Source organism: Peloplasma aerotolerans (assembly GCF_030012175.1).
GTDB lineage: Bacteria > Bacillota_I > Bacilli_A > Acholeplasmatales > Acholeplasmataceae > Peloplasma > Peloplasma aerotolerans.
The window spans coordinates 18668-44454 of record NZ_JASCXW010000012.1 but is presented as its reverse complement, the minus strand read 5'-3'; the positions used below and the strand labels follow the sequence as shown (position 1 = coordinate 44454).

The 25787-nt window shown below is 31.4% G+C and carries 23 protein-coding genes and 2 tRNA genes; 6 read left to right on the top strand and 19 right to left on the bottom strand.

What is annotated here, in order from left to right; all coding sequences use genetic code 11:
• Positions 1 to 13: 13 nt before the first annotated feature.
• The 14 genes from QJ521_RS04820 to QJ521_RS04755 all read right to left on the bottom strand — a co-directional run bounded on the left by QJ521_RS04820 (position 14) and on the right by QJ521_RS04755 (position 11448).
• Positions 14 to 280, bottom strand: a complete 267-nt coding sequence (locus tag QJ521_RS04820) for a type II toxin-antitoxin system RelE family toxin (protein ID WP_282839302.1) — start codon at positions 278 to 280, stop codon at positions 14 to 16.
• On the bottom strand, positions 277 to 498 hold the full coding sequence (gene relB, locus QJ521_RS04815) for a type II toxin-antitoxin system RelB family antitoxin (RefSeq protein WP_282839301.1): 222 nt from the start codon (positions 496 to 498) through the stop codon (positions 277 to 279). Before relB ends, QJ521_RS04820 begins: the two co-directional genes overlap by 4 nt.
• A 220-nt stretch (positions 499 to 718) precedes the next feature.
• On the bottom strand, positions 719 to 2152 hold the full coding sequence (gene proS, locus QJ521_RS04810; protein ID WP_282839300.1) for a proline--tRNA ligase: 1434 nt from the start codon (positions 2150 to 2152) through the stop codon (positions 719 to 721).
• A gap of 6 nt (positions 2153 to 2158) precedes the next feature.
• A complete protein-coding gene (locus tag QJ521_RS04805; RefSeq protein WP_282839299.1) occupies positions 2159 to 2488 on the bottom strand; it encodes a hypothetical protein in 330 nt (109 codons plus the stop codon).
• 1 nt (position 2489) lies between these two features.
• Positions 2490 to 3335: a CvfB family protein gene (locus QJ521_RS04800; protein WP_282839298.1), complete on the bottom strand. Its 846-nt coding sequence runs from the start codon at positions 3333 to 3335 to the stop codon at positions 2490 to 2492.
• Positions 3336 to 3403: 68 nt separating this feature from the next.
• Positions 3404 to 4132, bottom strand: a complete 729-nt coding sequence (locus QJ521_RS04795; protein ID WP_282839297.1) for a Fic family protein — start codon at positions 4130 to 4132, stop codon at positions 3404 to 3406.
• 107 nt (positions 4133 to 4239) lie between these two features.
• Positions 4240 to 5187: an NAD(P)-dependent alcohol dehydrogenase gene (locus tag QJ521_RS04790; RefSeq protein ID WP_282839296.1), complete on the bottom strand. Its 948-nt coding sequence runs from the start codon at positions 5185 to 5187 to the stop codon at positions 4240 to 4242.
• Positions 5184 to 5414: a helix-turn-helix transcriptional regulator gene (locus QJ521_RS04785; RefSeq protein ID WP_282839295.1), complete on the bottom strand. Its 231-nt coding sequence runs from the start codon at positions 5412 to 5414 to the stop codon at positions 5184 to 5186. The genes QJ521_RS04790 and QJ521_RS04785 overlap by 4 nt, the downstream gene beginning before the upstream one ends.
• Positions 5407 to 5913: a hypothetical protein gene (locus tag QJ521_RS04780; protein WP_282839294.1), complete on the bottom strand. Its 507-nt coding sequence runs from the start codon at positions 5911 to 5913 to the stop codon at positions 5407 to 5409. The genes QJ521_RS04785 and QJ521_RS04780 overlap by 8 nt, the downstream gene beginning before the upstream one ends.
• Positions 5914 to 6161: 248 nt before the next feature.
• Positions 6162 to 6359 carry a cold shock domain-containing protein gene (locus QJ521_RS04775; protein WP_282839293.1) on the bottom strand — a complete coding sequence of 66 codons (198 nt, stop codon included), beginning with the start codon at positions 6357 to 6359 and terminating at the stop codon, positions 6162 to 6164.
• Positions 6360 to 6458: 99 nt separating this feature from the next.
• A complete protein-coding gene (locus tag QJ521_RS04770; protein ID WP_282839292.1) occupies positions 6459 to 8240 on the bottom strand; it encodes an ABC transporter ATP-binding protein in 1782 nt (593 codons plus the stop codon).
• Positions 8237 to 9973, bottom strand: coding sequence for an ABC transporter ATP-binding protein (locus QJ521_RS04765; RefSeq protein ID WP_282839291.1), 1737 nt, complete (start codon positions 9971 to 9973; stop codon positions 8237 to 8239). Before QJ521_RS04765 ends, QJ521_RS04770 begins: the two co-directional genes overlap by 4 nt.
• Before the next feature lie 82 nt (positions 9974 to 10055).
• Entirely contained in the window at positions 10056 to 10448 is a 393-nt protein-coding gene (locus tag QJ521_RS04760; RefSeq protein ID WP_282839290.1) for a hypothetical protein, read from the bottom strand.
• Entirely contained in the window at positions 10441 to 11448 is a 1008-nt protein-coding gene (locus QJ521_RS04755) for an endonuclease I family protein (RefSeq protein ID WP_282839289.1), read from the bottom strand. Before QJ521_RS04755 ends, QJ521_RS04760 begins: the two co-directional genes overlap by 8 nt.
• A gap of 136 nt (positions 11449 to 11584) precedes the next feature.
• Between QJ521_RS04755 and QJ521_RS04750 the strand changes: the two genes are divergently transcribed.
• From QJ521_RS04750 to QJ521_RS04740, 3 genes are all read left to right on the top strand, one after another.
• Positions 11585 to 11658 (top strand) — tRNA-Thr (locus tag QJ521_RS04750).
• Between the two features lie 139 nt (positions 11659 to 11797).
• Positions 11798 to 12979: a chromate efflux transporter gene (gene chrA, locus QJ521_RS04745; RefSeq protein ID WP_282839288.1), complete on the top strand. Its 1182-nt coding sequence runs from the start codon at positions 11798 to 11800 to the stop codon at positions 12977 to 12979.
• A 69-nt stretch (positions 12980 to 13048) separates the two neighbouring features.
• Positions 13049 to 16759 carry an AAA domain-containing protein gene (locus tag QJ521_RS04740; RefSeq protein WP_282839287.1) on the top strand — a complete coding sequence of 1237 codons (3711 nt, stop codon included), beginning with the start codon at positions 13049 to 13051 and terminating at the stop codon, positions 16757 to 16759.
• Positions 16760 to 16957: 198 nt separating this feature from the next.
• Here QJ521_RS04740 and QJ521_RS04735 read toward each other — a convergent pair whose 3' ends face one another.
• On the bottom strand, positions 16958 to 18181 hold the full coding sequence (locus tag QJ521_RS04735) for a site-2 protease family protein (protein ID WP_282839286.1): 1224 nt from the start codon (positions 18179 to 18181) through the stop codon (positions 16958 to 16960).
• A 145-nt stretch (positions 18182 to 18326) separates the two neighbouring features.
• Between QJ521_RS04735 and QJ521_RS04730 the strand changes: the two genes are divergently transcribed.
• Positions 18327 to 18401, top strand: a tRNA-Gly gene (locus QJ521_RS04730).
• 166 nt (positions 18402 to 18567) lie between these two features.
• Positions 18568 to 19203, top strand: a complete 636-nt coding sequence (locus QJ521_RS04725; RefSeq protein ID WP_282839285.1) for a DUF998 domain-containing protein — start codon at positions 18568 to 18570, stop codon at positions 19201 to 19203.
• A 101-nt stretch (positions 19204 to 19304) separates the two neighbouring features.
• Here the strand turns inward: QJ521_RS04725 and QJ521_RS04720 are convergent, their stop codons facing one another.
• The 3 genes from QJ521_RS04720 to QJ521_RS04710 form a co-directional block, all read right to left on the bottom strand.
• Positions 19305 to 20468 (bottom strand): helix-turn-helix domain-containing protein, encoded by a 1164-nt coding sequence (locus QJ521_RS04720; protein WP_282839284.1) that lies wholly within the window; start codon positions 20466 to 20468, stop codon positions 19305 to 19307.
• Between the two features lie 164 nt (positions 20469 to 20632).
• Positions 20633 to 21466, bottom strand: a complete 834-nt coding sequence (locus QJ521_RS04715) for a TMEM164 family acyltransferase (protein WP_282839283.1) — start codon at positions 21464 to 21466, stop codon at positions 20633 to 20635.
• Between the two features lie 218 nt (positions 21467 to 21684).
• A complete protein-coding gene (locus QJ521_RS04710; RefSeq protein WP_282839282.1) occupies positions 21685 to 22281 on the bottom strand; it encodes a hypothetical protein in 597 nt (198 codons plus the stop codon).
• Positions 22282 to 22576: 295 nt separating this feature from the next.
• On the opposite strand from QJ521_RS04710, the gene QJ521_RS04705 reads away from it, so the two are divergent.
• Positions 22577 to 24664: a copper-translocating P-type ATPase gene (locus QJ521_RS04705; RefSeq protein ID WP_282839281.1), complete on the top strand. Its 2088-nt coding sequence runs from the start codon at positions 22577 to 22579 to the stop codon at positions 24662 to 24664.
• Positions 24665 to 24828: 164 nt separating this feature from the next.
• Here QJ521_RS04705 and lgt read toward each other — a convergent pair whose 3' ends face one another.
• The gene (gene lgt / locus QJ521_RS04700; RefSeq protein WP_282839280.1) at positions 24829 to 25770 is read right to left on the bottom strand and encodes a prolipoprotein diacylglyceryl transferase; all 942 of its coding nucleotides are present in this window, start codon (positions 25768 to 25770) and stop codon (positions 24829 to 24831) included.
• Between the last annotated feature and the right edge of the window lie 17 nt (positions 25771 to 25787).

Here is a 25787-nt window from a genome sequence, read left to right as displayed (position 1 = left end):
AAAAACTTCTTTATCACTTATAAACATCTCTTCGATGACCAGCATCAACGACCAATATAATTAATCGATTATCAAAAATATGTACCAGTAATCTGTAATCTCCAATCCTGTATCTCCAGATTCCTTTTTTGTCAGCAGTTAATCCTTTCCCATGGACTCTTGGGTTTTCACAGTTCTCCAAATGCTTAGATATCCATGCAAAGATCATCGTTGTTATTTGCTTATCCATTTTTTTAAAGGTCTTTAGTGCGTACTCACTTATCTCAACGCGATACATCATTTGATACCTAATAAAGTTTTTGCTTCTTCAATCGTATATGTTTTAGGGTTTTGCTCGTATGATTTAAATGCTTTTTCATACAAGAAAATATCGAACTCGTCTTCGATTTTTTCTAATATAGCTTTTCGCATAACCTCTGAAACAGATGAGCCATTCAGTTCAGCATATTTTTTTATAAGTTCTAACTCTTTTTCGTTCATTCTAATTGATATAGACATATAATCATCTCCTCTGTATTACATTGTACTACAAAAAAAGAAATAATGCAATACATTGTATTACATTTGAGTTGTGGTGTAAACTTTCATTTCTTCTTGTTAGTTAAGTTGCAATGAGGGAAATAATAACTTTTTCAAAGCGGTTTATTTCTTATTTTAAAAACAATAAAAAATGAAAAGCACTACTCCACATATATGTGGAAATAGTGCTTAGATTCTTTTAATAAGCTCTCGCAAACCAAACGGTTTGAGTGGCTTTTTTATTCGTTACTGGACATATGTCCGTAATCAATGTTTGATCAAAAGGTAGAACTCTAGCTGAAGCTGTCGTATCTTGCTTGATGATTACTTCTGCTTCATCACCAAAAATACTCATCGCAACATAACCACCTTTTTGAATATAATCTTTAAACTCATCATATGTTTTTGCTTGATATGTATTTGCTTGAACAAATGTTACTGCACGTTCATATAATGTATTGTGCATATCTTTTAAGATTTTAGGCATATCTTTAACGATTTTATCAATTGGATATGCTTGTTTTTCTCTATTGTATCTAGTTACCATGGTGACTTCATTTTTTTCTAAGTCACGTGGACCAATTTCAATACGAATTGGAACACCTTTCATTTCGTATTCGCTAAACTTCCAACCTGGAGACTTATTCGTATCATCGACTAAAACTCTAAAACCTGCATCTTTTAGTTCTTGATATAAGGTTTTGGTTGCTGTTTGAACAATTTCTTTATTGCCTTGGATCGGAATAATCACGATTTGTATTGGTGCGATGTAAGGTGGCAAAACTAGTCCTTCATCATCACCATGTACCATAATAACTGCACCGATTAAACGTGTTGATACACCCCATGATGTTTGATGTACATATTGAAGTTTATTGTTTTCATCTTGGAACTTAATATCAAAAGCTTTCGCAAAGTCTTGACCAAAATAATGTGTCGTTCCTGATTGAAGTGCTTGCCCATCATGCATGAGTGCTTCAATACTATAAGTATCAATAGCTCCGGCAAACTTTTCTCTTTCTGTTTTCTTACCTGTGATAAAAGGAATAGCTAGTAATTCTTCACCTAATTTTCGATATATTTCTAAAATATCAAGTGTTTCTTTTCTAGCCTCTGCTTCATTAGCATGTGCAGTATGGCCTTCTTGCCATAAGAACTCTTTACCTCTTAAGAAAGGTCTAGTTGTTTTTTCCCATCGAACGACACTACACCATTGATTATAAAGTTTAGGTAGATCGCGGTAAGAATTAATAATTTTATTATAGTGTGTACAAAACAATGTTTCAGATGTTGGTCTGATAATTAATCTTTCAGTAAGCTCTTCAACACCAGTTGTTGTAATCATAGCAGTTTCAGGAGCGAAGCCTTCCACATGATCTTTTTCTTTCTGGAATAAAGATTCAGGAATGACTAAAGGCATATAAACATTTTGATGTCCTGTTTCTTTTAATCTGCGATTTAGATCATCTTGGATACCTTCCCAAATGGCATAACCATATGGACGGTAGATGATAAATCCTTTGACATCACTATAATCCATTAATTCAGCTTTTAAACATAGATCTGTATACCATTGTGCAAAATCAGCATCTCTTGATGTGATTGCATCAACCATTTTTTTATTTTGACTCATAAATACTCACCTTTTTGTTGAATTTTTATAATATGAATAGCTGACAAATGAAAATATAACAAATGGAATGATGAAACTTGAAATTTTAATATCATCAATCATAATAATTCGAATAATAACAAAACCTAGAAAAATTAAACCAAATGATTTAAATGCTCTTGCTTTATCATCGTTTTGTTTTTGTTTTGATTCATTTGCATCTCTTATGATATTTTGTTTTGTTTTTTTGTTTAATGTGTATCTTGAATTGTTTTGTTTCTGATACTTCTTTTCTTGCTCTTCAAACAAATGATCATATTTATCGAACGGATCATTCTCGTACTTGTCTGTTGCCATCTTATTGCTTTACCAAAACTGTTTTGTCATCGACAAAATCAATTTTTCTTTCTCTATAGAGATTTCCTATAGCGCGTTTGAACGCCTTCTTACTCATATTGAATACTTCTAATATTTCTTCTGGAGTACTGTTAGCTGTTAACTTCATTTCTCCCTGATTTCTAATTAAGTATGACAAGATGATATTTGCATCATCAAATCGAGCAACTTCTTTTTGTGGAGCTAGTGATCCTGTATAACCTTTATCAGAATGATAAACGACTTTAACTGAGACTTCTTGTCCATAACGTAGTGTCTCTCTATATAATGAATGATGAACAAAAATCCAGTGACCATCAGGTGTCAACAAATTGACGCCTTCTTTTCCAATTCTTTGAACTCTAGCTAAAACTTTATCTTTAAGATTTAACGGTTCTTCAGGTTTTAGATTGACTTCCTCTTTTGAAGCTATTTTAGCGACAAATTTGGATTTTACTTTTATTGAGACGAATAAGATATCACCGACACGCGGCCATTCTTCTTTATTAAAAGGCAAATCGTCTGCTGACAGTAATAATTCTTTAGCTATTCCCATATCTAAGAAAACACCTAAAGATTCATGAACATCGGATATGGTTAAGAATCCTGGTTGACTGACAGTTATATATGGTTTCTTTAAGGTTGCTGCTAATCTTGCTTTTTGATCAAAGTATAAGAATGCTTCAACTGCTTGACCAGGCTTTAAATCTTCGTGAAGACTTTCGTTGTTATGCAAAAAAACTTCACCCTCATCGGAGTCAAGCATATACCCAATATCTGTTTTTCTGTTTACAACTAAATTATTGACTTCGCCAATATTTAAACTCATAGTATCACCTTCATTTATTTTAACACAAAACAGTCAAATCTACTAAAAAAAAGAGTGCGATTGCACTCTTATAAGTCTAATTCTTTTAATTCTTCTTCGTATCTCTTGATTAATAAAGCTTTGAAAAAATTAACAAGTGGTTTCAAATCTTTTTCTGATTTAAAAGCTTCTAATTTTTCGATATATGTTTCTCTTGATTCAAGCGGTACTGTTATAGGTAAGTAATCGCCTTTCATCAAGAAGTAATTGAGCACCAGTTTTGCTAAACGACCATTCGCATCAACAAAAGGATGAATCTTCGCAATACTTGCGTGTGCGTACGTCGCTTTTTCTAATATATTACCTTCAAAATGATTTAAATTGTTAAAAAATTTATTCATACGATCGTATACTTTAATATAATCTGGAGGTTGATGAGATGCTCCAAATATATTGATGTTAACATTTCTATAGACGCCACCTTGGAAGATGCCTTCTACTAGCATTTCATGAATATCTTTTAATTTTTCTTCGTTAAATTCATGTGTAGCTTTCGCTTCTTTAACAACAAATTCAAAAGCTTTTAAGTGATTGAGAATTTCTTTTTGTTCTCTTTCGCTATACTCGAGTAGAGCTTTAGCTTGGCTTAGTCTTTTTACATCTTCATAAGGAATTCGGTTATGACCTTCCATACCAACAGCATCATACGTGTACAATAAGGCGAATCTTTTTTCAACTTCTTCAAGCTGTTTAGGATCGCAATCCTTAACGACATTTCTGAGGTGTTGGCGCTCTACCTCTAATAGATCTTTCTCCATTTTATCAACGCTCCTATCTTTGAGGTTATTATATCATAGTAAAGGTTTCATAAACAATAGATATAATAAAATCACACATTATCATTTTTTTTGAAGATAGGTGTTATCTATTCATGTTCATAAACCTTTATAACGGTTTTTCCTTTTGCATGACCTTGTCTAAGATATTGCATTGCTTGTGGTGCATCTTTAAGAGGAACAACTTGTTCTATAATAGGTTTAATAAGTTTCTGGCTACAAAGTTCTGCAACATATTTTAAATCCTCTTGATTAGGCTTTGCAGCAAGTACTCTCATTTTTTTATTTGTTAAAGACAATATTGGTCCAAAGATCATCGTTTTAAAAAGTTGCGAAAGTGCACCACCAACGACAACGAATGTTCCATTTTTACTTAGCATGCGTCGATATAAAGACAGTTTGTTTTTTCCATTAATTGCTAGAATTAAATCAAACTTACCTTTTAGTTCTTTAAAATTGATGTCTTGATAATTATAAATATGAGTTGCTCCTAAAGTTTTCATTAATTCGATATTATTAGGACCACAAACAACCGATACTTCTGCCATAAAGTGCTTTGCAAGTTGAACTGCAAATGTACCAACTCCACCACCAGAACCATAAATTAATACTTTTTGATTTATTTCTATGTTCCCTTTGTTTTTTAATGCTTGAAGTGCAGTCACTCCAGACATGGGAATTGCAGATGCATCATCAAAACTTAAATGTTTTGGTTTTAAGATCAAAGCTGATTCTTTAGCGGTAGTATACTCAGCAAGACCACCAAAGCCCATTGCTGACAGGTCACCTATGACCTCATCACCAACTTTAAATTGATGACATGAACTTCCAACTTCTTCTATAACACCAGAAATATCTGATCCAAATATTTTGTTTTTTGGAATGATTCCCATGCTCATCGATCGATAATCAGCAGCATTCAAGGATACTGAGTAAACTTTAACTAATACTTCATCATCTTTAGGTATTGGTTTTTCTATGGATTGATAAATTAATGGATTAGGTTTTGTTTTTTTATAATAGATTACAGCATTCATTTTGTTGATCCTTTCAAAGCGTATTCAAACACTTCAGTTATTTTAACATCAAATGCTAATGCGATTTTAAATGCTAATTCTAAAGATGGGGAATATTTACCTGCTTCAATAGCAATAATGGTTTGTCTAGATGCACCCACTTTTTCAGCAAGTTCTTGTTGGGTCATTTCATTAGCAAAAAATCTTAATGTTCTTATATGATTTGTTACTTGATATAAATTAGCCATGCTTAATCCCTCTTTTATAATAATATAACTGAGTGACGCCTTCAAAGATTGACCCTAAATGAAATGATATGAAAATAATATTAATCATTATGACTGGACTATAGTTTAATAAGATTGCAATAAGCGCAAACATAAATCCAATACCTGCAGAAATAAATCCTATACGCATTGATTTAAGTTCAACGAGTTTATCCATTTCGTCAGTAACCATTTGCGATTTGATCATTCTTTCAATATCTTTATCATCGATATCTGGATTTGCTGCTTTTTCTTTAATAGCAACAAGTATTGAATATCCAATATGGAATAGAATTTGTAAAAGTATAGCAGCAACAATACCAATACCAATAAAAATAAGTATTAATCTTGTCCAATAGCTAAGATCGTTTGTGATATTGATTTGATTTCGATATGTAGTAATAGCAAATGTAGCATATATAGTAAATAAGGTTAGGCTTGTAAAGATGGTTAACATGGTTCTTTTTTCTTGATATGACATAGTTTTTCTCCTTTAATATTTGATAATTTAACTATATATCAAAAAATTATCAATGTCAAGTATTTTTTACATTTAGTATATTATTTTATACATTGATTCTAAACATATCTTTAGATATGATTTCAATATAAAAAAGCACTTCAATCTTAAAATAAGATCAAAATGCTTTATAATTGAATATGAGTATTAACTAATAATCCCATAAAAATAGAAGGGGGACTCTTGCGAGTCCCCATTACCTTTTTAAATTATACTTTAATTACGTTAGCCGCTTGTTGTCCGCGGTCGCCGTCTTTAACATCAAATTCTACTTGGTCGCCTTCTGCTAATGTTTTGTATCCTTCAGTTTGAATTGCACTAAAGTGTACAAAAATGTCTTTCCCGTCAGCTGATGAGATAAATCCATATCCCTTGTCAGCGTCAAACCATTTTACTACGCCTTTCATTTTGAATCTCCTTTTAATATAACTTAGCAACTTAATGCCTATTTACATTATACACAACCGATGTATGAATTACAAGGAAATAAGACAAATAAGTGAAGTTTACGCAAATTGACTTTGATATAACTCATTATAAAAGCCTTTTTTAGCAATCAACTCATCATGTGTGCCTTGTTCGATGATATTTCCCTCATGAACGACTAAAATTAGATCAGCTTTTTGGATTGTTGATAAGCGATGAGCAATCACAAAGCTTGTCTTATTTTCCATTAAAGCAAGCATTGCTTTCTGAATTTGTACCTCGGTATGTGTATCCACATTTGAGGTTGCTTCATCTAGGATCAGCATCTTAGTTCTTGATAGCATAGCTCTAGCGATAACAAGTAATTGTTTTTGACCTTTTGATATGCTTAAGCCTTCATCAGTTAAGATTGTATCGTACCCTTTAGGTAGATGTGATATAAACGTATGAATTCTAGCTTTCTTAGCTGCTTCTTCAACTTCAAGCCTGCTGACATCACCATTACCATAAGCAATGTTTTCATAAACGGTCCCGTGGAAGATCCAAGTGTCTTGCAAGACCATTGAAAATGCCTTTCTAAGACTCTTTCTTGTTAAGTGTCTAATATCAATACCATCTAAGTAAATATGGCCTTGATCGACATCATAGAAACGCATTAATAGATTCACAAGTGTGGTTTTACCACCACCTGTAGGTCCAACGATTGCGATGACATTACCTTTTGGTGCTTTTAAGCTCACGTTATTTAAGATGATTTGATTTTCTAAGTATCCAAAGGATACATCCTTAAATTCAATATCTCCTTTGATATCTTTAACTTCTAATGCATCTTCAATATCTTTAGGCTCTTCTTCATGGTCTAAGACAAGGAAGACTCTTTCAGCAGCTGCGAGTGCACTTTGAATTTCTGCAATAATATTAGACATTTGGTTAATCGGTCCAGAAAATCTTCTTGAATAAAGGGTAAAGGCTGTTAAGTTACCTAAAGTCATACTACCCATGAAATATAAGATACCTCCAAAGACACCTACTAAAGCAACCGATAAGTTAGAAACAAAGTTAACAGCGGGTCCTACCGATGTCGCGTAATACCCGGATTCGTATGAAGCAGTGGTTGCTGCTTCATTGATTTCATCAAACTTCGCTAAAACCGCTTCTTCTTGAACATACGATTGAATCGTGCGTTGACCGGTAATCATCTCTTCTGCAAAACCGTTCATTTCTCCAAGTTTTTGATTACGGATACGATATTTTCTTTTAACAATCTTAGATAAGACTTTGGTAATAATAATTGAAATAGGAATCGTTAATACAAAGACTAAAACTAAGATTGGTGACATAATGACCATCATGACAAACGAAATCGTTACTGTAATAACTGATGTTAAGATATTAAAAACATCATGAGCTAGTGAAGTATTAATCGTATCAATATCATAACTCATTTTACTGATGATATCTCCAGTTTGATTTTTATCGAAATACGAAATAGAGACTCGATTAAGTTTATCGAATAAGTCTTGTCTCATTTTTTTAACAACACTTTGTGAAATCTTAACCATTGATATGGATAAAAGGTAATTAAGAATTGCACTAATTAAATAGAACCCAACCATAAGTCCAGCAAAGAAAAATACGCGTTCAAAATCAACACCATCTTCCATCGCACCAATCGTACGACCTGTCAAGTAAGGTCCAATTAATGATAAGACATTAGCAACTATCGTTAAAATTAAGGCTAGAGCTAACTTTGTTTTATAAAAATATAAGTAACTCCATAGTCTTTTTAAAACATAGGCTTTATTTTTAGCTTTTTGTGAACCGTCATTTCTACCTCTGCCTTGTTTACCTGCATACATCATGAGTGCTCACCTCCTAATTGGTAGTAAGCAATTTCTTGATACATGACTGATGATTGCATTAACTCATCATGGGTACCGCTTGCTAGAATTTTACCTTCATCAACTAAAAGTATCAAATCTGAGTTTCTTAAACTACTAATGCGTTGTGCAATAATAATCATTGTTGTTTTCTTTAATTCTTTTTTAAGTGATAAACGCATTCTCATATCGGTTTGATAATCAAGTGCAGATGATGCATCATCTAATACCATAATATCTGGCTTACCTGCAACTGCTCTAGCAATTAAAACTCTTTGTTTTTGGCCACCAGATAAGTTCATCCCTCTTTGTGCCATTTGCAGATTCATATCATCTTCTTTATCATAAATAAATTCAGCTTGAGCAACACGTGTTGCAAGCTCAATATCATCATTGGTAATCACATTTCGATTAAACTGGATGTTTCCATATATACTATCAGCAAAAATCAAGTCATTTTGGAAAACAACACCAATTCTCTTTCTTAAATCGTTTTGTTTGATGTCTTTAATGTTTTGTCCATAGATTAAGATTTCACCTGAATCAACATCATAAAAACGCATTAGAAGATTAATGATTGTCGTTTTACCAGAACCAGTTGCTCCAATAATACCTAACGTTTGTCCTTTATAAAGTTTAAATGAAACATTAGTTAAATTACTTTCTTTTTGTGTATAAGAAAATGAAACATTTCTAAATTCAATATGGGGAACTTCTTCTCTTACTTCAACTGATTTTGTTCCATCTTTCATGTCAACTGGTAAGTTTAAGACTTCATCGATACGCTCACCTGATGCAGTAGCTCTTGATGACATCACAAAAATTCTTGTAATACTCATCATCGCGTTAAGTATAATCGTAAAATAAGTTACAAACGCCATAATCTGACCAATTTCAACCAAACCAGCACTTAACCTGTAAGCACCAACAATTAAGACAAGTATTAAACCGATATTCATAACGGTTTGCATCAAAGGGTTTATTTTAGCCATCGTAATCGTTGCTGTTAGTTCTGCATCCACTGTATCTTGATTGGCGTTATTAAACATTTCTTTTTCGTGTTCATTCATGGATAATGCACGAACAACTCTAGCTCCTGAAATGTATTCTCTTAGTTTACGAATCATTAAATCAATATACTTTTGAGTTTTTTTATATAAAGGAATCCCTTTTCTTGAATAAAAATATACAATGATAATAATTAATGGTAGCATAGCAACCATAATTAATGTCATCATCGGATCCATAAGTAAAGACATTAAAATACCACCAATCAATAAGACTGGTGCTCGAACACCTAAACGCTGCATCACAGCTGTTGCATGATATATATTATAAGTATCTGTCGTCATTCTTGATATTAATGAAGGTCTTGTTAATGCATCAACTTGATATGCTGATAACCCTTCTATTTTAGAAAATAAGTCATGGCGTAGTTGTTTTACTGCAAGTGCAGCAATCATTTCAGCTTTTCTGTTTGCTGCTACATTTAAGTATAAACCAAGAAAAGCGATGACAACCATCGCGCCACCTAACATATAAAGTGAATTTAGATTTGAAGTAGAATCAGCCTGAAGTCTTGGAATCTCTTTATCAATCATATAGGCAATCATCCAAGGTAAAAATAAATCGGCTAGCGCACCAACTGACTTAAAAGTCAGTGAAATGGTTAGCATTCGCCAATATGGTTTTACCAATCTTAAAATCATTTTCATAGTAGTTACACATCCTCTTCATTAAAAAATATATCATATTTTTGCCAAAAAATGATATATTTTACTAAAGTTTTTGATTGTTTTAGATATTTGTAATCACTTGATATCCTGACTCAAAATAAATATTAAAGTCATCAACAGTTACTTTTTCTTGTTCTTTGATATCGATGTAATGACAACCTTTGCTGTTTGTTCTATCGATAAATCTAGAATCATTTTCCAATTGACTGACTTCTACAATACATATAAGTCCAGTATCTGTACCTATGTCATTAAACATCCCATCTCCAGATTTTGTTCTAGTGATATAAAAATCAATACCATCAATGGTTAGTTTTTGGAATGCATTCATGTCTTTATAAAAGATATCATACAATTGATTACTAAGTATATCTCCTGTCTTATCCTTATTAATGATTAAACCTGGATCCCCTATAAAATATAAACCTTTAGGTAATAGGTATGATTTAGACATTGTATTGTTCCTTTCTTTCAATAATCATCATCGTTATGGTATATGAAAATACTGAAATTTCAGGTTCTACTTCTGGTTCGGGTTCAATTAACTCTTCAATAGTTAAACCTTCCCAGATAAGATGTACATATTCAGGTTTATCAATAAAAGGATTTCTATTGCCTTGAGCTTCATAAATCACTTGATTTCTATTTCTTTCAAAGTCATCGACAGGATCTTCCTTGTGCCATTCTAGCAATAAAGAAAGTTTTCCCATTTTAGTGCCTTCCATCGTGTAATGGTTCGAAGTGTCATTTAAATCATCATCAGTTAGTATTAAGAAATCGTACATGACTGCCATATATAGTAAAATTCTAGCAACATCGCCTTTATGCGCATCACCTGGATAATATCCACCATCATCGGTCGTATGATTTTCTCCTGAGCCATTCGAAAAGAATCTATCTCCACGACTACTATTAACCGCTGGAGTAATCGCTCTTAAGTTATGAAGGTCACTACCTTGGTTTCTACCGGATTGTGTGACACGCTCCATTCCAAGTCTTGAATTAGGCCAAACGTGTTCTCTATGCCATGATTGTGCATCCCACTCAGCATCAACAAGGACTCCATTATAAATATTCCATACTTTAGTAGGGTCTGTTAAACTTTGATCAGCTAGGGCTAGATGAACTCTTGCATCATCATAAGTTGTTGGTTCAAAGTTCTGATGAATGATATCTCTTAATTCATTAAGCAGTAAAACATTACCTTCTAATCCATTTGCAGTGTAATAATAATCTCCACTATCTACATAGGTATAATAATAAAAGCCATCTTCATTTTGATGTGCACTATACTCAACTAGTGGTGCTGGATCGTTGGTTGCATACCAATACCCAAAAATAGCAATCCCAATAATAACTAGAATTGATATTAATTGAGAAGATTTACTTTTTCTTTTGACTTTAGATCTTCTTTTTATTGATTTTTTAATGTTCTTTTTAATTTGCTTAGCCATCTTTCCAACTCCCTAATGTATATGATTGATTATAGCATAGAACTCATTTCATAATGGTTTCCTAAATAATCATAATAAGAATTGACTTTGAATCATATTTAAGTTAAAATCGATATTGCATTGAAGAAAAATTAAAGCCTCCATAGTTTAATGGTAAAACGCAGCAATGGTAATGCTGAAATACAAGTTCGATTCTCGTTGGAGGCACCATTTAAACATGAACTTTCATATTAGAAGTAAGGTAAATCCTTACGATATATTGAGAGTTTTTTTATTTGTAAATGATTATAATTAAATCATAAAATGTTTTATACTATGTTATATAATATTTTAAAGGATAAGAATAATAATGGATAACATATCAAAAGTTAAATGGTCAACTTTTCTAAAAGATGTTTTAATTTGTTCATTAGGTGCTTATGGAGGACCAGAAGCTCATTATGGTGTCTTTACAGATCAAATGGTCACCAAGAAAAAATATTTGAATGAAGATGAACTTGTAGAACTTATTGCTTTAACGGGTATATTACCTGGACCAAGCAGTACACAAACTATTACTTCAATAGGATACAAAGTAGGAGGTCCTCTTCTAGCTTTTTTAACTTTATTGGTATGGGCGATGCCTGCGATTGTTGTTATGACTTTATTATCATTTATGTACTTCTTTTTAAGTAGAAATCAAGTAGATACTGATATTTTAAGATATATAGGACCGATGGCCGTAGGTTTTATTGCAGTTGCTGCATACCGTATAGGTAGAAAAGTTGTTAAAAGCAAATTAACACTATTTTTATTTATCCTAGGGATGGTAATACCTTACTTTTGGACCATGGCATTTATCTATCCCCTCATTTTACTTACAGGTGGAGTCGTCTATTTATTGGTATCAAATGAAAAAAATTTATGGCACAAAGTAGAAATGCGACCACCATGGAAATATTTTATCGCTTTTGTAAGCCTTGCAGTTATAGGTGTCATATTAACTACAATATTTGATTATCGACTGTTTTTCTTATTTGAAAGATTTTATCGTTTTGGTTATTTAGTCATTGGTGGTGGACAAGTTGTTGTTCCTTATATGGTAACTGATCTGGTCGATGTCCACCAATTCATGACCCTTCAAGAGTTTTTAACAGGTTTTGGTATTGTCCAAGGTATTCCAGGACCCATGTTTAGCTTTAGTGCATATGCAGGTGGTATGTCCTCAAGGGACTTAAGTAGTTTTCAACAAGTCTTAGGTGCTATAACTAGTGGTATTGCTATCTTTTTACCTGGCACTTTACTCATCTTCTTTGTTTATCCAATATGGGCGAGTCTAAGGACGATGAAGGGGATTAAAGTCGCCTTAATAGGGATTAGTGCCGTTGCTGGTGGTTTAATCGCGATTGCAGCATTTAAGTTGATGCAAGATAGTGGATTTTATTTTGATAATATTTTAGTGTTGATGGTAACGATTATTTTATTACTCACTAAAAAAATACCCGCACCATTTATAGTGCTAGTATCTATAATATTAGGATTTCTTATTTAAACAACTATCTACTTCTTTTTATATTCTATATATCTTGGTATAATGAAACAAAACCAATCAGGTGATAAAATGGCGATAAAAAAGAATCAATTGCTTGAAGACTTAAGTGAACTCAGAGAGACCTTAAGAACAAAATTAAAATCAGAAGGTGAAAAAAAGCCTATTTGTAGTGATGAAGCGCTTGTTGAGATGTCTAAAAGAAGACCGTCTCGATTAAGTGACTTTTTAGCGATTCCTGGACTTGATCGTGACTTTCTAGATTTATATGCGCATTTATTCTTAGACCTTATTCTAGCATATAGTAACATAGACATTCGTTCAGTGAAGGTTTCTTCTCATGCTCATGGTGTTCTAGACCGCTATAAAGATCGCTTAACCGATATTTCTAAGTCAAATCCTAATTTATATATGGGTAAGATTCAAAAGATGCTTAGTTACGATTTATATGATGAAGAAAAAGGTTTCGAGTTAGAACTCTTCTTATCAAGAAAAAAGAATATTTATACATTTGATGTATCTGATGAATCTATTTTTTCTCATTTAACGACATTATATCGCTTTGTAAATAAAGATTATAAAGATTATGGTACCTATCATTTGTATCTAGCCTATCCTTATGTAGAAGGTATTTTTAGAAAAGATGCATTTCCTATTAAAGCACCTCTTGCTTATATGCCTGTAACTTTAGAAAGAAATAGAAAATCATATAGCATGAAGTTTGATTCAGATAAAGATTTAGTTTTAAATCGTGATTTAGTCCTTACATTATCTAAAATGGAAAAAGCATCACTAGATATCGTGATGCCAGATATATCAGATTTATCTTTTAAGACGATCAATGATGTTATCCTACCTTATTATAATACTTTAGGATTATCTTTATCGATTTCTAAGAAAACATCTTTTATACCTTATGTTAATGAACGTAAAGATATGTTTCTAAGAAATCGTGCATCTAAGTTTATCCTTAAGCCTTATATAACCATGGGTAGATATCAACTCTATTCTTCGATGATACAAAAAGATATGTCTAAAATCATTGAAACAAAAACTTATAATGAGTTATTAGAAGGATTGATTGATGAATCGCATTTATACGATAAAGAAAAACCACTTAATGTTACTTTATCAAATAAAAATACTGATGAGTCTAAGTTAATCTATATTAACGATATAAACTTCTCACAAGAAAAAGTTATAGAAATGGTTGAAGAAGAAAAAAAGGTTGTTATATGGGGACCTCCAGGGACAGGGAAAAGTCAAACTATTACTTCTTTGATTGCCAATCAAGTCTTAAGAGGAGAAAATGTTTTAGTCGTTAGTGAAAAGAAAGTCGCTTTAGATGTTATTTATGCAAGACTTGGAACATCATCAAAGTATGCTTTAATGATTGATGATGCATCTGCTAAACAAAAGTTTTATGATCAACTTTCAAATTTCATTGATCAAAAACCTACAGCACGTACCCATAATAATGATGTCTATAGACTTGAAGAGTCTATTAAGGAGCTAGATGATACGTTTAATCAAGCTATTAAATTGCTTTATCAAAATAAAAAACAAGGTCGACCAATCGCTTATTTCTATAATAGATATCTTAAAGATAGAGACGTGATTGAAAAACTTACACCTAAATATATTTATAATACAATGAATCAAGAAATTGATAATATTGATTTTGATGCTATTGATTTATTATCTACAGTTTTTGACAAGGATGCAAAATTAAAGACATTTCTTGATTATCATGAAGTTCTTAATAAGTATCCTTGGTTTGGTAAACTTGAAACTAAGATTACGAGAAGCAGTTTAATTGAATTTAACCGTTTTATGGTTGAATTAAAAAGTTATCATGAACAATCTGATAAAGCATGGATATTCAAACGTAGAAGATTAAAGAAAGCTTTCTATGAAAAGCATGCTATGCGTCTATCTTTTATGAGTCAAAGAAAAGCAATTGATAAGAAATTAATAAAGACATTGATTTCAGACCAAAGGTTTGCTGATTATTTAGCGACTTCTGTGAAATCTTTAAATAAAACAAAGACGAATTATTTAAAACTTCCAGCAATTGCCATATCTTTTATTATTCTACTGCTTCGTGATTCATTATTTAAATCTATTGAGCAAATAGAAAAGCATAGAACTTATATTCTAGATGCTTATATCACTGGCTTTTTAGAAGACTTTAAAGCAAGACATCAAAAGTATCTTTTCATTATCGATGATTATGAAAGGAAAATGAATGAACTAAAATCTTTAATTCGTGAAAAACAAGAAGTCACAAGAGAATCGTTTGACATGAAGTTATTTAAACATGCTTATGATTTTTCTAATACAAAACGCATTATGGATATTAAAAGATTGCTTGAAAGTGATAAAAAACCTAGCATTAAAGCGTTTTTTGATTTATTTTATATTGAACTATTCTCTCATGTGCGTGTTTGGTTATTAACACCAGAAGCAATCAGTTCAATCTTACCTTTGAAATTTAATTTGTTCGACTTAGTCATTTTTGATGAAGCATCACAAATGTATGTTGAAAAAGGTATACCTGCGATTTATCGAGCTAAAAAAGTTGTGATCGCTGGTGACCCTAAACAATTAAGACCTTCTTCTCTAGGCTTTGGTAGACTAGATGAAAATGATTTATTTGAAGAAGATGAAATTATTACGAATGTAGCTTATGATGCTAAAAGTTTACTTGACTTAGCACGTTATAAATATAAAGAAGCTTTACTTAACTACCATTATCGAAGTCAGTATCAAGAATTAATCGAATTTTCCAATCATGCATTTTATGAAGGAAAATTGATTATTTCTCCAAATGTTTCAACACCTACAAAACCTCCAATTTCTTATGTTTATGTCAAAGACGGTACGTTTATTAACAAAAGAAATGTTGCTGAAGGACATGCTGTTGTTGAACTGTTAAAGAAAGTGCTAAAAGAAAAAGATGAAAAAGAATCTGTTGGGATTATTACATTTAATAGTACACAACGAGATTTAATTATGAACTTAATTGATGAAGAGTTATTTAGGCGTGGTGTTCATCAAAAGAGATTAGAAGCTGAAGTCTTTAGAACTGATCAACATGAAGATCAAAGTCTATTTGTTAAAAATATTGAAAATGTTCAAGGTGATGAACGTGATATTATTATTTTTTCTATGGGATATGCTAAAGATGAAACAGGTGTTGTTAAACGCCGCTTTGGTTGGTTAAACCATGAAGGTGGTCAAAATCGATTGAATGTTGCGATTACTAGAGCAAAGAAAAAGATATATTTCGTCTCTTCTCTTCATCCTGAAGGATTAAAGGTAGATGACTTATCTGGTAAGGGTCCTAAGTTGTTAAAAGATTTTATGAGATATTGTTTTTACATATCGAATAAAAACAAAGAACTTGCTGAACAAGTTCTAATGGGTTTATATCAAAAAGAATCTGATGTGCAAAAACTAACCTTATCTTTAATGGCTAATGATTTAAAAGAAAGACTAACCAGATTAGGTTATCATGTTGACCAAGGTATTGGCATTGGACAGTTTAAATTGGATTTAGCAGTTTATGATGCTGAATCAAAAACATATCTATTAGGTATTATTTGTGATTTAGTCGAACATCAAGATATTGTAGCAAGAAAAGAATTGTTACATCAAGAAAAGTTTTTAGAAGCAAGAGGTTGGCAGATGATGAGGGTATTCCATATGAGTTATTATGAGAATCCTAATGCAGTGATAAAAGAGATTAAAGACCATTTAAAGATCAGAAAAACAAAATAACGGATAATTGACAAACGAACCCCATTTAGTGGACACTAATGAATGGAGTTCGTTTGTTTTTAATTTTATTGAACTAGATTGATTTAATCCTGAAATACACTATTGCTGGTAAAGTCAATTTCCTTTGATTTTTTAAATTCTTTTTGTAGTAATGAAATTGATTCATCTGGTTTAGGCAATCTAAAGATATACTCTTTTTTATCTTTTAGTGTGATATAACATGCTTTTTTGGAAACACCATGTTTCTTCTTCAAATTTAACAGGTAAACTATACTCTATAAAAGGTAATTTCTCATGATATTCTTTTAAAGTTTCATATGGATCCATCAAAGATTCAAATATCCAACTGTTACCAACATAGTAATTATCTATTTGTTCTAAAAACTCATCTTGATATTCAATATGCATAATGTGCATACTTTTTTTCTTATAATAAGTTGTTAGTTTAGGATCTAACTTTTTTGAAACCCTTCTTTGGATTTCATCAAATAATTGATATGCTTTTGCTACATTTTTTTGTTTATAGTGATAATAGCATAAATCATAAGCCAACATCAGTCCTTGCTCGTTTCGCATATAATGAGATATTGATAAGTGTTGGATTTTCTTATCAATTTGAAGATCAATCTCTTGATCAGAACGAATAATGCCATCTAGGTAATTTGTTAATAACATGATGTGAAAGATGCTATTCTTTAAAGGAATTGTTTTTAAAGTATCCCTTGTTTTCTCCCATAAGTAAGTATTGGTTTCATCAGAGTCTTCGAGTGAAAACATGGTGTATTGTGAAATCTGAGCAAGTTGAAAGACTGGATCTTCTTTCATCTTCTTATAGGCAACAAAATCGCCATAAAACATTGGATTCGATAATGTGAATGAATAGATATATAAACTGCTTAGTAAGATTGTATAGATGGTAAAGATGCTGATAAATCCTATCCAGTTATCACTTCGACTGTAGATCAGTGATAGTATAAACGTTAAGATAACAATGAATAAGAATACACAAGTTACAATTGGTGCAACAACTAAGGAGTTAGCAAATTTCTTATGTACCTTTTCTAAATCTTCATCAGATTTGATTTCACCTAAATCAGGAACAACCAAACCGCCTAGTAAAACCCACAACTTAGGCTTTATGGTAAATCTCCACCCTTTGTTTGTCTTATGAAAAACAAATACAGTAATATATAAAGCTCTTAATTTAATCCCTTGAAATAAGAAAGCAAAGAAATGACCTAACTCATGAAGGGTTAATGATAAAAAGAAAGCAACAAAGAACCATACGAAGTAAAGTAAAAAATGAATTGTTTTCAAACCATCAGTAAATTTAAACCAAATGCCATTATAAACCAAGGCTGTATAAGTATAGCCCAAAATAAAAGCAAAGATTAAAAAGTATAACCAACCTCTTTTTTTCATTTCATCACCTGGTCTTATTATAACACGAAATATGTAGACAACTATTCAATGAAATACTTTCATAACCTTAAAAAAAGTAATAAAAATCATCTTCTGATGCTTGACAACTAATCAAATATTTGCTATCATAAATAAGCACGAACAAGTGGGCGTCGTATAATGGTTATTACACGTGCTTGCCAAGCATGAAATGGGGGTCCGATTCCCCTCGCCCGCTCCATCTAAGTATGAACTGACTCCAACTAGGAGTTTTTTTTATTTTTCTAGCAGAATCTTCACCTAGTAAGTGATATAATCTAATTAACTGTGTAAAAGATAGATTAACAGTTTATAAAGATACAGGTAATAAAAATAATAAAAAATGTTAATTTGGAGGTTTTTTTATCATGATTAATAAAAACAAATTGCGGTTAACCATTAGTGTTTTAGGGGTTATTGCCATCGTTAGTTACTTAACACATGTTGTTGTTGGAAGATTCATGAATAGTGACTACCATTGGTTATCACAAGCAATCAGTGATTTAACTGCTGATCAAGCAAATGGTGTTATGTATACAAGATTCTTTAGTTATGTCTATGGATTTTTAAGTTTCATCACATTATGGTGTATTGTTTATTTATACAAAGCTAAAACACATAAATTGCTTTATATAGGGCTTATATTATTTGCTAGCATGTTAACTGTATCAGCCATTGGGTATGCGTTGTTCCCATTATCAGAATCTGGTTATATAGGTAATTTTCAAAATGTGATGCATATGATTGTTACTGGATTAGTTGTCTTATCTACAATTGCTTCACTAATATTTATGATTTTAGGATATAAAAAAATTGGCGACAGAAAAGGATTATATATAAGCATTTTAACTTTATTCACTTTAATCGTCTCAGGTGGTCTAATGGGGTTGATTAATCCAGCATACTTTGGTCTTATTGAACGTTTTAGTGTGTATAGTGTTATTTTTTATTTTGGATACATACTTTATGATTTTATAATTAGAGGTAAAGAATCTGTTTTTTAAAAAAAATAGCTACCAGAGTTTAGAAATAGGTATTGTTGATATACCGATTCTAGTAACAGGTAGCTTTTTTTATTGCCATTTAAGATGAATTTAACTCACTTTTATATTTGTAATTGTAATAACTTCTCTGTTTTTTTAACATTAGAAACAACTACAACTTCAAAAGCAATCAGTGCAAATAAAGTAACTAAGATTGCAAGATCAGAATCATTGCTAAGTATTCCATACAATAGAAAGAATAATGATTGGTATGCAAATCTAAATATTTGATTGAATTGCTTATCTTTAAACCATAAAACCCAAAAGACTAAAATCATAAGTAGTGTTGCTATAGATGCTATTTGCAGCAACCAAATACGTCCCTCATATACATAAGCTGAGTTGAAACTATAAATAAATATCATCGATGTCCATACTCTGAATAAGAACACGATAATTTTATCTTGTCTTCTCATTAGATAATATATACCCATTCCTATATATAATATTAGACCTGGTACCCCTACAAATAGGATCTGTTGATGAATAATCATATTTGTTATGATCACTCCAGCAGCAAGACCTAAATAAATAAAGATTGTATTTGCTGTTTGCTTATGGTGTTTTAAGTTTTTACCGTTTTGATAAAAGTACACAAAATAGCATAAAACAATAAAGAATCCAACTAATCCAAAGATAGATGCTGCTAATAAATAATAGTCAAAAGTAATAACAGATGTAACAATATCACTTGATATAGATTGTAAGATTTGTGGTACTGTCATAAAAAATCCAATAACAAATGCTGATACATTTATAAAAAGTGACTTAAAAAGTAACTGTTGGTCTTTATCATCATATGTGCATGCTACCATAAAGCGATTACGTTCTATCAGTATGAATAAAAGTCCTAGAGTTGCTAATACAATATATCCTATAAAACCTATCCAAGCTCTATACGTTGCATAAGTAAGAGCTACAAATAAAACAAAAGAAAGGATGATTAACGTCATCGAAACCAATGAAGCATTTTTTAGCTTCACATGATGAAGTTTTTGCTTATTGGTTTCTTTAGTTATACGCTCACCTTTTAAAATTTCATCAACTGAAGCACCTAATATTTCACTAATTTTTGGTAAGATAACAACATCAGGAAAGCCATCACCTGTTTCCCACCTTGAAACAGCTTTATTGGTAATCATAAGCATTTCAGCTAATTCTGTTTGTGTTAATTTTCGTTCTTTTCTTAATTCCTGGATAAATTGTCCTGTTTTTGTTGGATTCATGTCTTCCACCTCATGTTTATCTTACTTGAATGTTTTAAATTGCACAACCCATGCTTAAAAGACTTTGTCCACGAAACGTGGACTCAATAAGAAACAGTGTATATTGTGTATACTTATACTATATAAATATTATACCTTACTAATGAAATCATCGAGCCATCTTTTTAAATAATTTTTATACTTTCTTCGCGATCATATATAAGTGCATAAATAAAACTAATGATCGTTCCATAGATAAATACAGGGAAGATCAACCAAACAACTGGCCAATAAAATAAAGCACCAGTTACAGGATGAATAGTAAATACTTTAGGAACAAACAGAGCTATAAACACACCCAATCCAGATAATCCATCTTTTAATCCAAAGATTAATGAGGGGTTTCTTTTTAATGGGTTTAAAAAGTCAGTTGAAGAAACCCAACCTATTTGAGTAATTGCCCATTCATTGATAAACAATATAGTCAGGATAACCATTAAAATGACTGGCATATATAAAATTCTTTTTACCGATATTCGATGCATTTTATAATGCATCATAACGATGGGTACTAGCAGTAATACCAAATGTGCAAAATAGAACCTGATGACTTCAAGACTTAAAGCATGCTTAATTGGAAGATAGTTTCCATCAAACATTGGAATCATAGCATCAATAGGAAACAAAAATGGCAAAATTCCGCTAGAAATTCCACCAATAACCAAATAATCCTTTAATACTTTATTTTTTGACAAATATATCCATGGAAAAAATACTGTAGAAACAGCACTAACATTTTCTAAAGTCATTTTGTGATAAACAATATTTAAAGTATTATATGGATAGATAAATACTTTTAGAAAATGAATAACAAATGCCACTAGATAAATTGAGAATAAAAAATAATGCTTATATCGATTTGGTTTGTTCTTCAAAAATCTAATGGTTAAAAGAACCAAAAGAAACGCGATTATAATATAAGCAAAATAATAAAAATTTCCAAATTTGATGATTCGCATATATCTACCTAAACTCTTTCCAGTAAAAAATTATAAAATAAATGTTTAAATAATTCCGATAGTTTATTCTAAATTTGAAAAATATAGGAATGGATAAGTTAATATATTTGGGACAAAACAACATATTAGTCCAACGTATAGACAAAAAACACTAATTGATAAATCTATAGATTATGATTAATCAACTTTAATTCGACCGATTTTGATTTATAAAGACACTAATCATTTGATGGATATGACTCTATTAAATAAATAACAGCATCTTCTTTTGCTTGAGCAATGTTTACAATAATGTCATCAACTGATAGTTCATCGTAATTGACCGATTGTAATAACTCTACATACTTTTGTTCTAGTAAATCTTTATCCGCTCCATAAGTGTGAACATAATACCATTCGTATGAGCTATCAAATGGTTCAGAATTTCCACAGTGTGAATCTCTAAGATTATAGTTTTGCATCATTGAACCGTATGATTGAAAAGTATAATTGTTATTGTTTTCTAAAATATTCCTTTTTATGTTATCTAATAACTCAATAGCCTCTTCTAATGTAACTTCACCAATATTTGATGCAATTAATTCTTGAGCAAATATTTCATCAAAGACAACTCGATCTTCTTCTGAAAGATGCATATATTCTCTTTCATACGAGATAGAATCGTAATTATTATTCATCATACCTCTCCAATAGTTGTTATCCTCACTTAAAGAATTTTGATTCAGAAATTCTACAGCGTTAGCTTTAGAGAGAAATAATCCACTAAATAGTAACAATACTGATAAAAAACCTAGAACAAATATGATTTTTTTCATTCTGCTATCCTCCTATATGTATCTTTTATTTTATATTCAAACATGATTAAGCATTGTATTTAACAATTAACTGAAATTTATTTTATTAGTATTTCTCTTTTGTTATTTTAATCTTATCATTTAAATGTGAAGATATAATGAATGCAAATAAAGTTGATATTAATAACTGCTTGTGATATAATTGATTTGTACCCCTCCCATAGGGGGGTATCATTGTTGTTTATCGACTAACTTTTAATGAAATAATCAATAATGATTTCAAAAATCGATTTAAGATAAGGAGAAAGAAACAGCTATGAAAAATAATAAATCTAGGGGATCAAGTAAAACTGAACAATCCAATCATCAAATGAGTAATCATCAACATCATCACATGAATCATGAGAAACATGAGCATGAGACAATGAATCATGAAGACAATAATCATCATGATCACAGTAATCATCATGAAATGATGGTTCATGATTTTAAAAAACGTTTTGTTTTATCTTTGTTTTTAGTTGTTCCAATTTTATTATTGTCACCAATGATTCAAACATTTTTAGGTATTAATCTAAGATTTACTGGAGATACATACGTATTACTTGTTCTGTCATCCATTCTATTCGTTTATGGTGGTAAACCGTTTTTTATAGGTGCAATTGAAGAGGTCAAATCTAAGATTCCAGCAATGATGACACTTATCACATTAGCTATTGTTGTTGCATACATTTACAGTACAATTACAGTCTTTACCGGTCTTGGCTCTGACTTTTTTTGGGAACTGTCAACACTAATATCAGTTATGCTTCTAGGGCATTGGATTGAAATGAAATCCATACTTGGTGCATCACGTGCTCTTGAAGAACTTCTAAAACTGATGCCTGAAACAGCCCATCAAATTAAAACTAACGGTGACATAGTTGATATCGCTTTAAATCAGGTTACTGAAGGTATGAACTTATTGGTAAAACCAGGTGAAAAAATTCCGACAGATGGTTCTATTTATGAAGGAAAATCTGCAATAAACGAATCAATGTTAACAGGTGAGTCTGTACCTGTTGAAAAATCAGAAGGTGATGAAGTTATTGGTGGTTCGATTAATTCAGATGGGTCAATAAAGATGACCGTAACTAGAGTTGGAGAAGCAACATTCCTTTCGCAAGTTATTAAGTTAGTCAAAGATGCTCAATCAACAAGATCTAAAACACAACGACTAGCAGATGTCGCTGCTAAGTATTTATTTTACATCGCTGTAATTGGCGGGGTTGGAACATTTGTTGTTTGGATGTCTCTTGGTGCAGAACTTTCATTTGCGATGGAAAGAGCAGTTACAGTTATCATTATTTCTTGTCCTCATGCTCTAGGTTTGGCTACACCATTGGTTACAGCAGTTTCATCAAGTATTGGAGCTCGTCATGGCTTACTCATCAGAAATCGAGCAAACTTTGAAAATGCGAGAAAAATAGATACTGTCGTATTTGACAAAACAGGAACATTGACTTATGGTCAATTTGGCGTTAATCATGTAATTGCTTTTAAAGATGATGAAAATAAGATATTATCACTTGCATATGCACTTGAAAACCATTCAGAACATCCAATTGCTGTTGGCATTATAAATGAGAGTAAAAAAAGAGATATCAGTTTACTCGATGTGAGTAACTTTACTGCAATTCCGGGTAAAGGACTCAGTGGTACAGTTGATGGCAAGAGTATTACTATTGCAAGTCCTGGATACATACAAGAATTAGATTTATCTTACAATCTAAAAACATACGAAAAACTAGCTGATGAAGGCAATACTGTCATATTTGTTATTGAGAATAATATACTCATTGGTTTGATTGCTCTTTCTGACATTGTTAGAGAATCAGCAAAAACTGCAGTTGAAGAGTTAAAATCATTGGGCATTCAATCCATAATGCTTACAGGAGACAATAATAAAGTGGCTCAAAAGGTAGCAGCTGAAATCGGAATTGACAGTGTGATTTCCGAGGTTCTTCCTCATCAAAAAGCTGACAAAATCCAGCAGTTAGTTGATGATAAACGTACAGTGGCAATGACTGGTGATGGAATCAATGATGCACCAGCATTGGCTAAATCTCATCTAGGAATAGCAATTGGTGCAGGTACAGATGTAGCAATTGAGACTGCAGACGTTATATTGGTCAAAAGTAATCCTAATGATGTTGTAAATATTGTCAAATTATCAAAAGCTACATATAAAAAGATGACACAAAATCTTATATGGGCAACCGGTTACAACCTCTTAGCAATTCCTTTAGCTGCAGGTGTATTGGTTAGTGCAGGCATTCTCTTAAGTCCAGCAATTGGTGCAGTTTTGATGTCATTAAGTACAGTTATTGTTTCTATTAATGCAAAACTATTAAAAATGAAGTAAAAGTAATCTAACAAATATCTTTTTATTGTTTTGGTTATATGATAAGGAAATCTTTTTAGGGTTTCCTTTTTTTTATTTATTTGTATCAAAAATAAAAGACTAAGCAATTACTCTTAGTCCTAGTTTATTACATTGTTTTTGTAGAAAGAAAGGTATAGATGGTATTAATTTTCAGTTCTTTCTTGATTTTCTATGTACGTATCTACTTGAAAAGGTAATGCATGACGGTGTCTGTGCTTGATCAACATATAACCTATACCTATCAATATAAAAACAAATGACATCGCTATATTAATGGGGACATTCATAAACATTAAGGCATCTCCATATGCTCCATTAACCCTCATGGGTTCAATGATAAGACCTCTTCCTAGTCCATACCATATTAAATATAGACCCAAATAATCGCCTATTTTGAATACTCGTTTTTGTCTCATCGTAATCAAAAATATGAGAAACACTAGATTCCATAAACCTTCATATAGAAAGGTCGGATGATGAATGACATCACCTAATCTCATTTGATTTAATATAAAATTAGGTAAGATTCTGATAATCCATTCTGACTGTATCGCTGGACCATATGCCTCATGATTCATAAAGTTACCAAATCGACCTACAATTTGTCCGATTAAAAATCCCATAACCAAGATATCAACAATAGGCATAACATTTACTTTTTTTAGTTTGCTATAGATCGGTAGAAAAATAAAAGTTGCTATCAGTGCTCCATGAATAGCTAATCCACCTTTGCTAATATTAATGATATCGAAAAAACTATTATAATGTGGTATTGGATCGAACATGACATAATATAATCTTGCTCCAAGTAATGCAATGGGGACTCCCCATAGTAAACCGTCATATAAAAAATCTTTGGAATAACCCATTTTGACTAGTTCTGTTTGACTAAAAAAAGCAGCTAACAATAATCCTGTCAATATAAAAACAGCATACCAGTATATCTTTGCAAATCCAAAATCGATTGCAACACGATTATAGGGAACTTCTGTTTGAGTGAATATGGCAAGTGTCAAGACCATAATAAAAACATGAATCATTATCATATAACGATGATGTGTTGAATGTGTATGAGTATTGTGCATTTCTAAAATCTCTCCTA

Coding starts and splice junctions, on each gene's coding strand:
- QJ521_RS04725 (WP_282839285.1), top strand. CDS start 18,568: ATGATTAATAAAAACAAATTGCGGTTAACCATTAGTGTTTTAGGGGTT.
- QJ521_RS04755 (WP_282839289.1), bottom strand. CDS start 11,448: ATGGCTAAGCAAATTAAAAAGAACATTAAAAAATCAATAAAAAGAAGA.
- QJ521_RS04775 (WP_282839293.1), bottom strand. CDS start 6,359: ATGAAAGGCGTAGTAAAATGGTTTGACGCTGACAAGGGATATGGATTT.
- QJ521_RS04820 (WP_282839302.1), bottom strand. CDS start 280: ATGATGTATCGCGTTGAGATAAGTGAGTACGCACTAAAGACCTTTAAA.
- QJ521_RS04770 (WP_282839292.1), bottom strand. CDS start 8,240: ATGATGTATGCAGGTAAACAAGGCAGAGGTAGAAATGACGGTTCACAA.
- QJ521_RS04705 (WP_282839281.1), top strand. CDS start 22,577: ATGAAAAATAATAAATCTAGGGGATCAAGTAAAACTGAACAATCCAAT.
- QJ521_RS04735 (WP_282839286.1), bottom strand. CDS start 18,181: ATGAAAAAAAGAGGTTGGTTATACTTTTTAATCTTTGCTTTTATTTTG.
- relB (WP_282839301.1), bottom strand. CDS start 498: ATGTCTATATCAATTAGAATGAACGAAAAAGAGTTAGAACTTATAAAA.
- QJ521_RS04800 (WP_282839298.1), bottom strand. CDS start 3,335: ATGAGTTTAAATATTGGCGAAGTCAATAATTTAGTTGTAAACAGAAAA.
- proS (WP_282839300.1), bottom strand. CDS start 2,152: ATGAGTCAAAATAAAAAAATGGTTGATGCAATCACATCAAGAGATGCT.
- lgt (WP_282839280.1), bottom strand. CDS start 25,770: ATGCACAATACTCATACACATTCAACACATCATCGTTATATGATAATG.
- QJ521_RS04740 (WP_282839287.1), top strand. CDS start 13,049: ATGGCGATAAAAAAGAATCAATTGCTTGAAGACTTAAGTGAACTCAGA.
- QJ521_RS04805 (WP_282839299.1), bottom strand. CDS start 2,488: ATGGCAACAGACAAGTACGAGAATGATCCGTTCGATAAATATGATCAT.
- QJ521_RS04780 (WP_282839294.1), bottom strand. CDS start 5,913: ATGTCATATCAAGAAAAAAGAACCATGTTAACCATCTTTACAAGCCTA.
- QJ521_RS04790 (WP_282839296.1), bottom strand. CDS start 5,187: ATGAATGCTGTAATCTATTATAAAAAAACAAAACCTAATCCATTAATT.
- QJ521_RS04715 (WP_282839283.1), bottom strand. CDS start 21,466: ATGCGAATCATCAAATTTGGAAATTTTTATTATTTTGCTTATATTATA.
- QJ521_RS04720 (WP_282839284.1), bottom strand. CDS start 20,468: ATGAATCCAACAAAAACAGGACAATTTATCCAGGAATTAAGAAAAGAA.
- QJ521_RS04765 (WP_282839291.1), bottom strand. CDS start 9,973: ATGAAAATGATTTTAAGATTGGTAAAACCATATTGGCGAATGCTAACC.
- QJ521_RS04785 (WP_282839295.1), bottom strand. CDS start 5,414: ATGGCTAATTTATATCAAGTAACAAATCATATAAGAACATTAAGATTT.
- QJ521_RS04710 (WP_282839282.1), bottom strand. CDS start 22,281: ATGAAAAAAATCATATTTGTTCTAGGTTTTTTATCAGTATTGTTACTA.
- QJ521_RS04795 (WP_282839297.1), bottom strand. CDS start 4,132: ATGGAGAAAGATCTATTAGAGGTAGAGCGCCAACACCTCAGAAATGTC.
- chrA (WP_282839288.1), top strand. CDS start 11,798: ATGGATAACATATCAAAAGTTAAATGGTCAACTTTTCTAAAAGATGTT.
- QJ521_RS04760 (WP_282839290.1), bottom strand. CDS start 10,448: ATGTCTAAATCATACCTATTACCTAAAGGTTTATATTTTATAGGGGAT.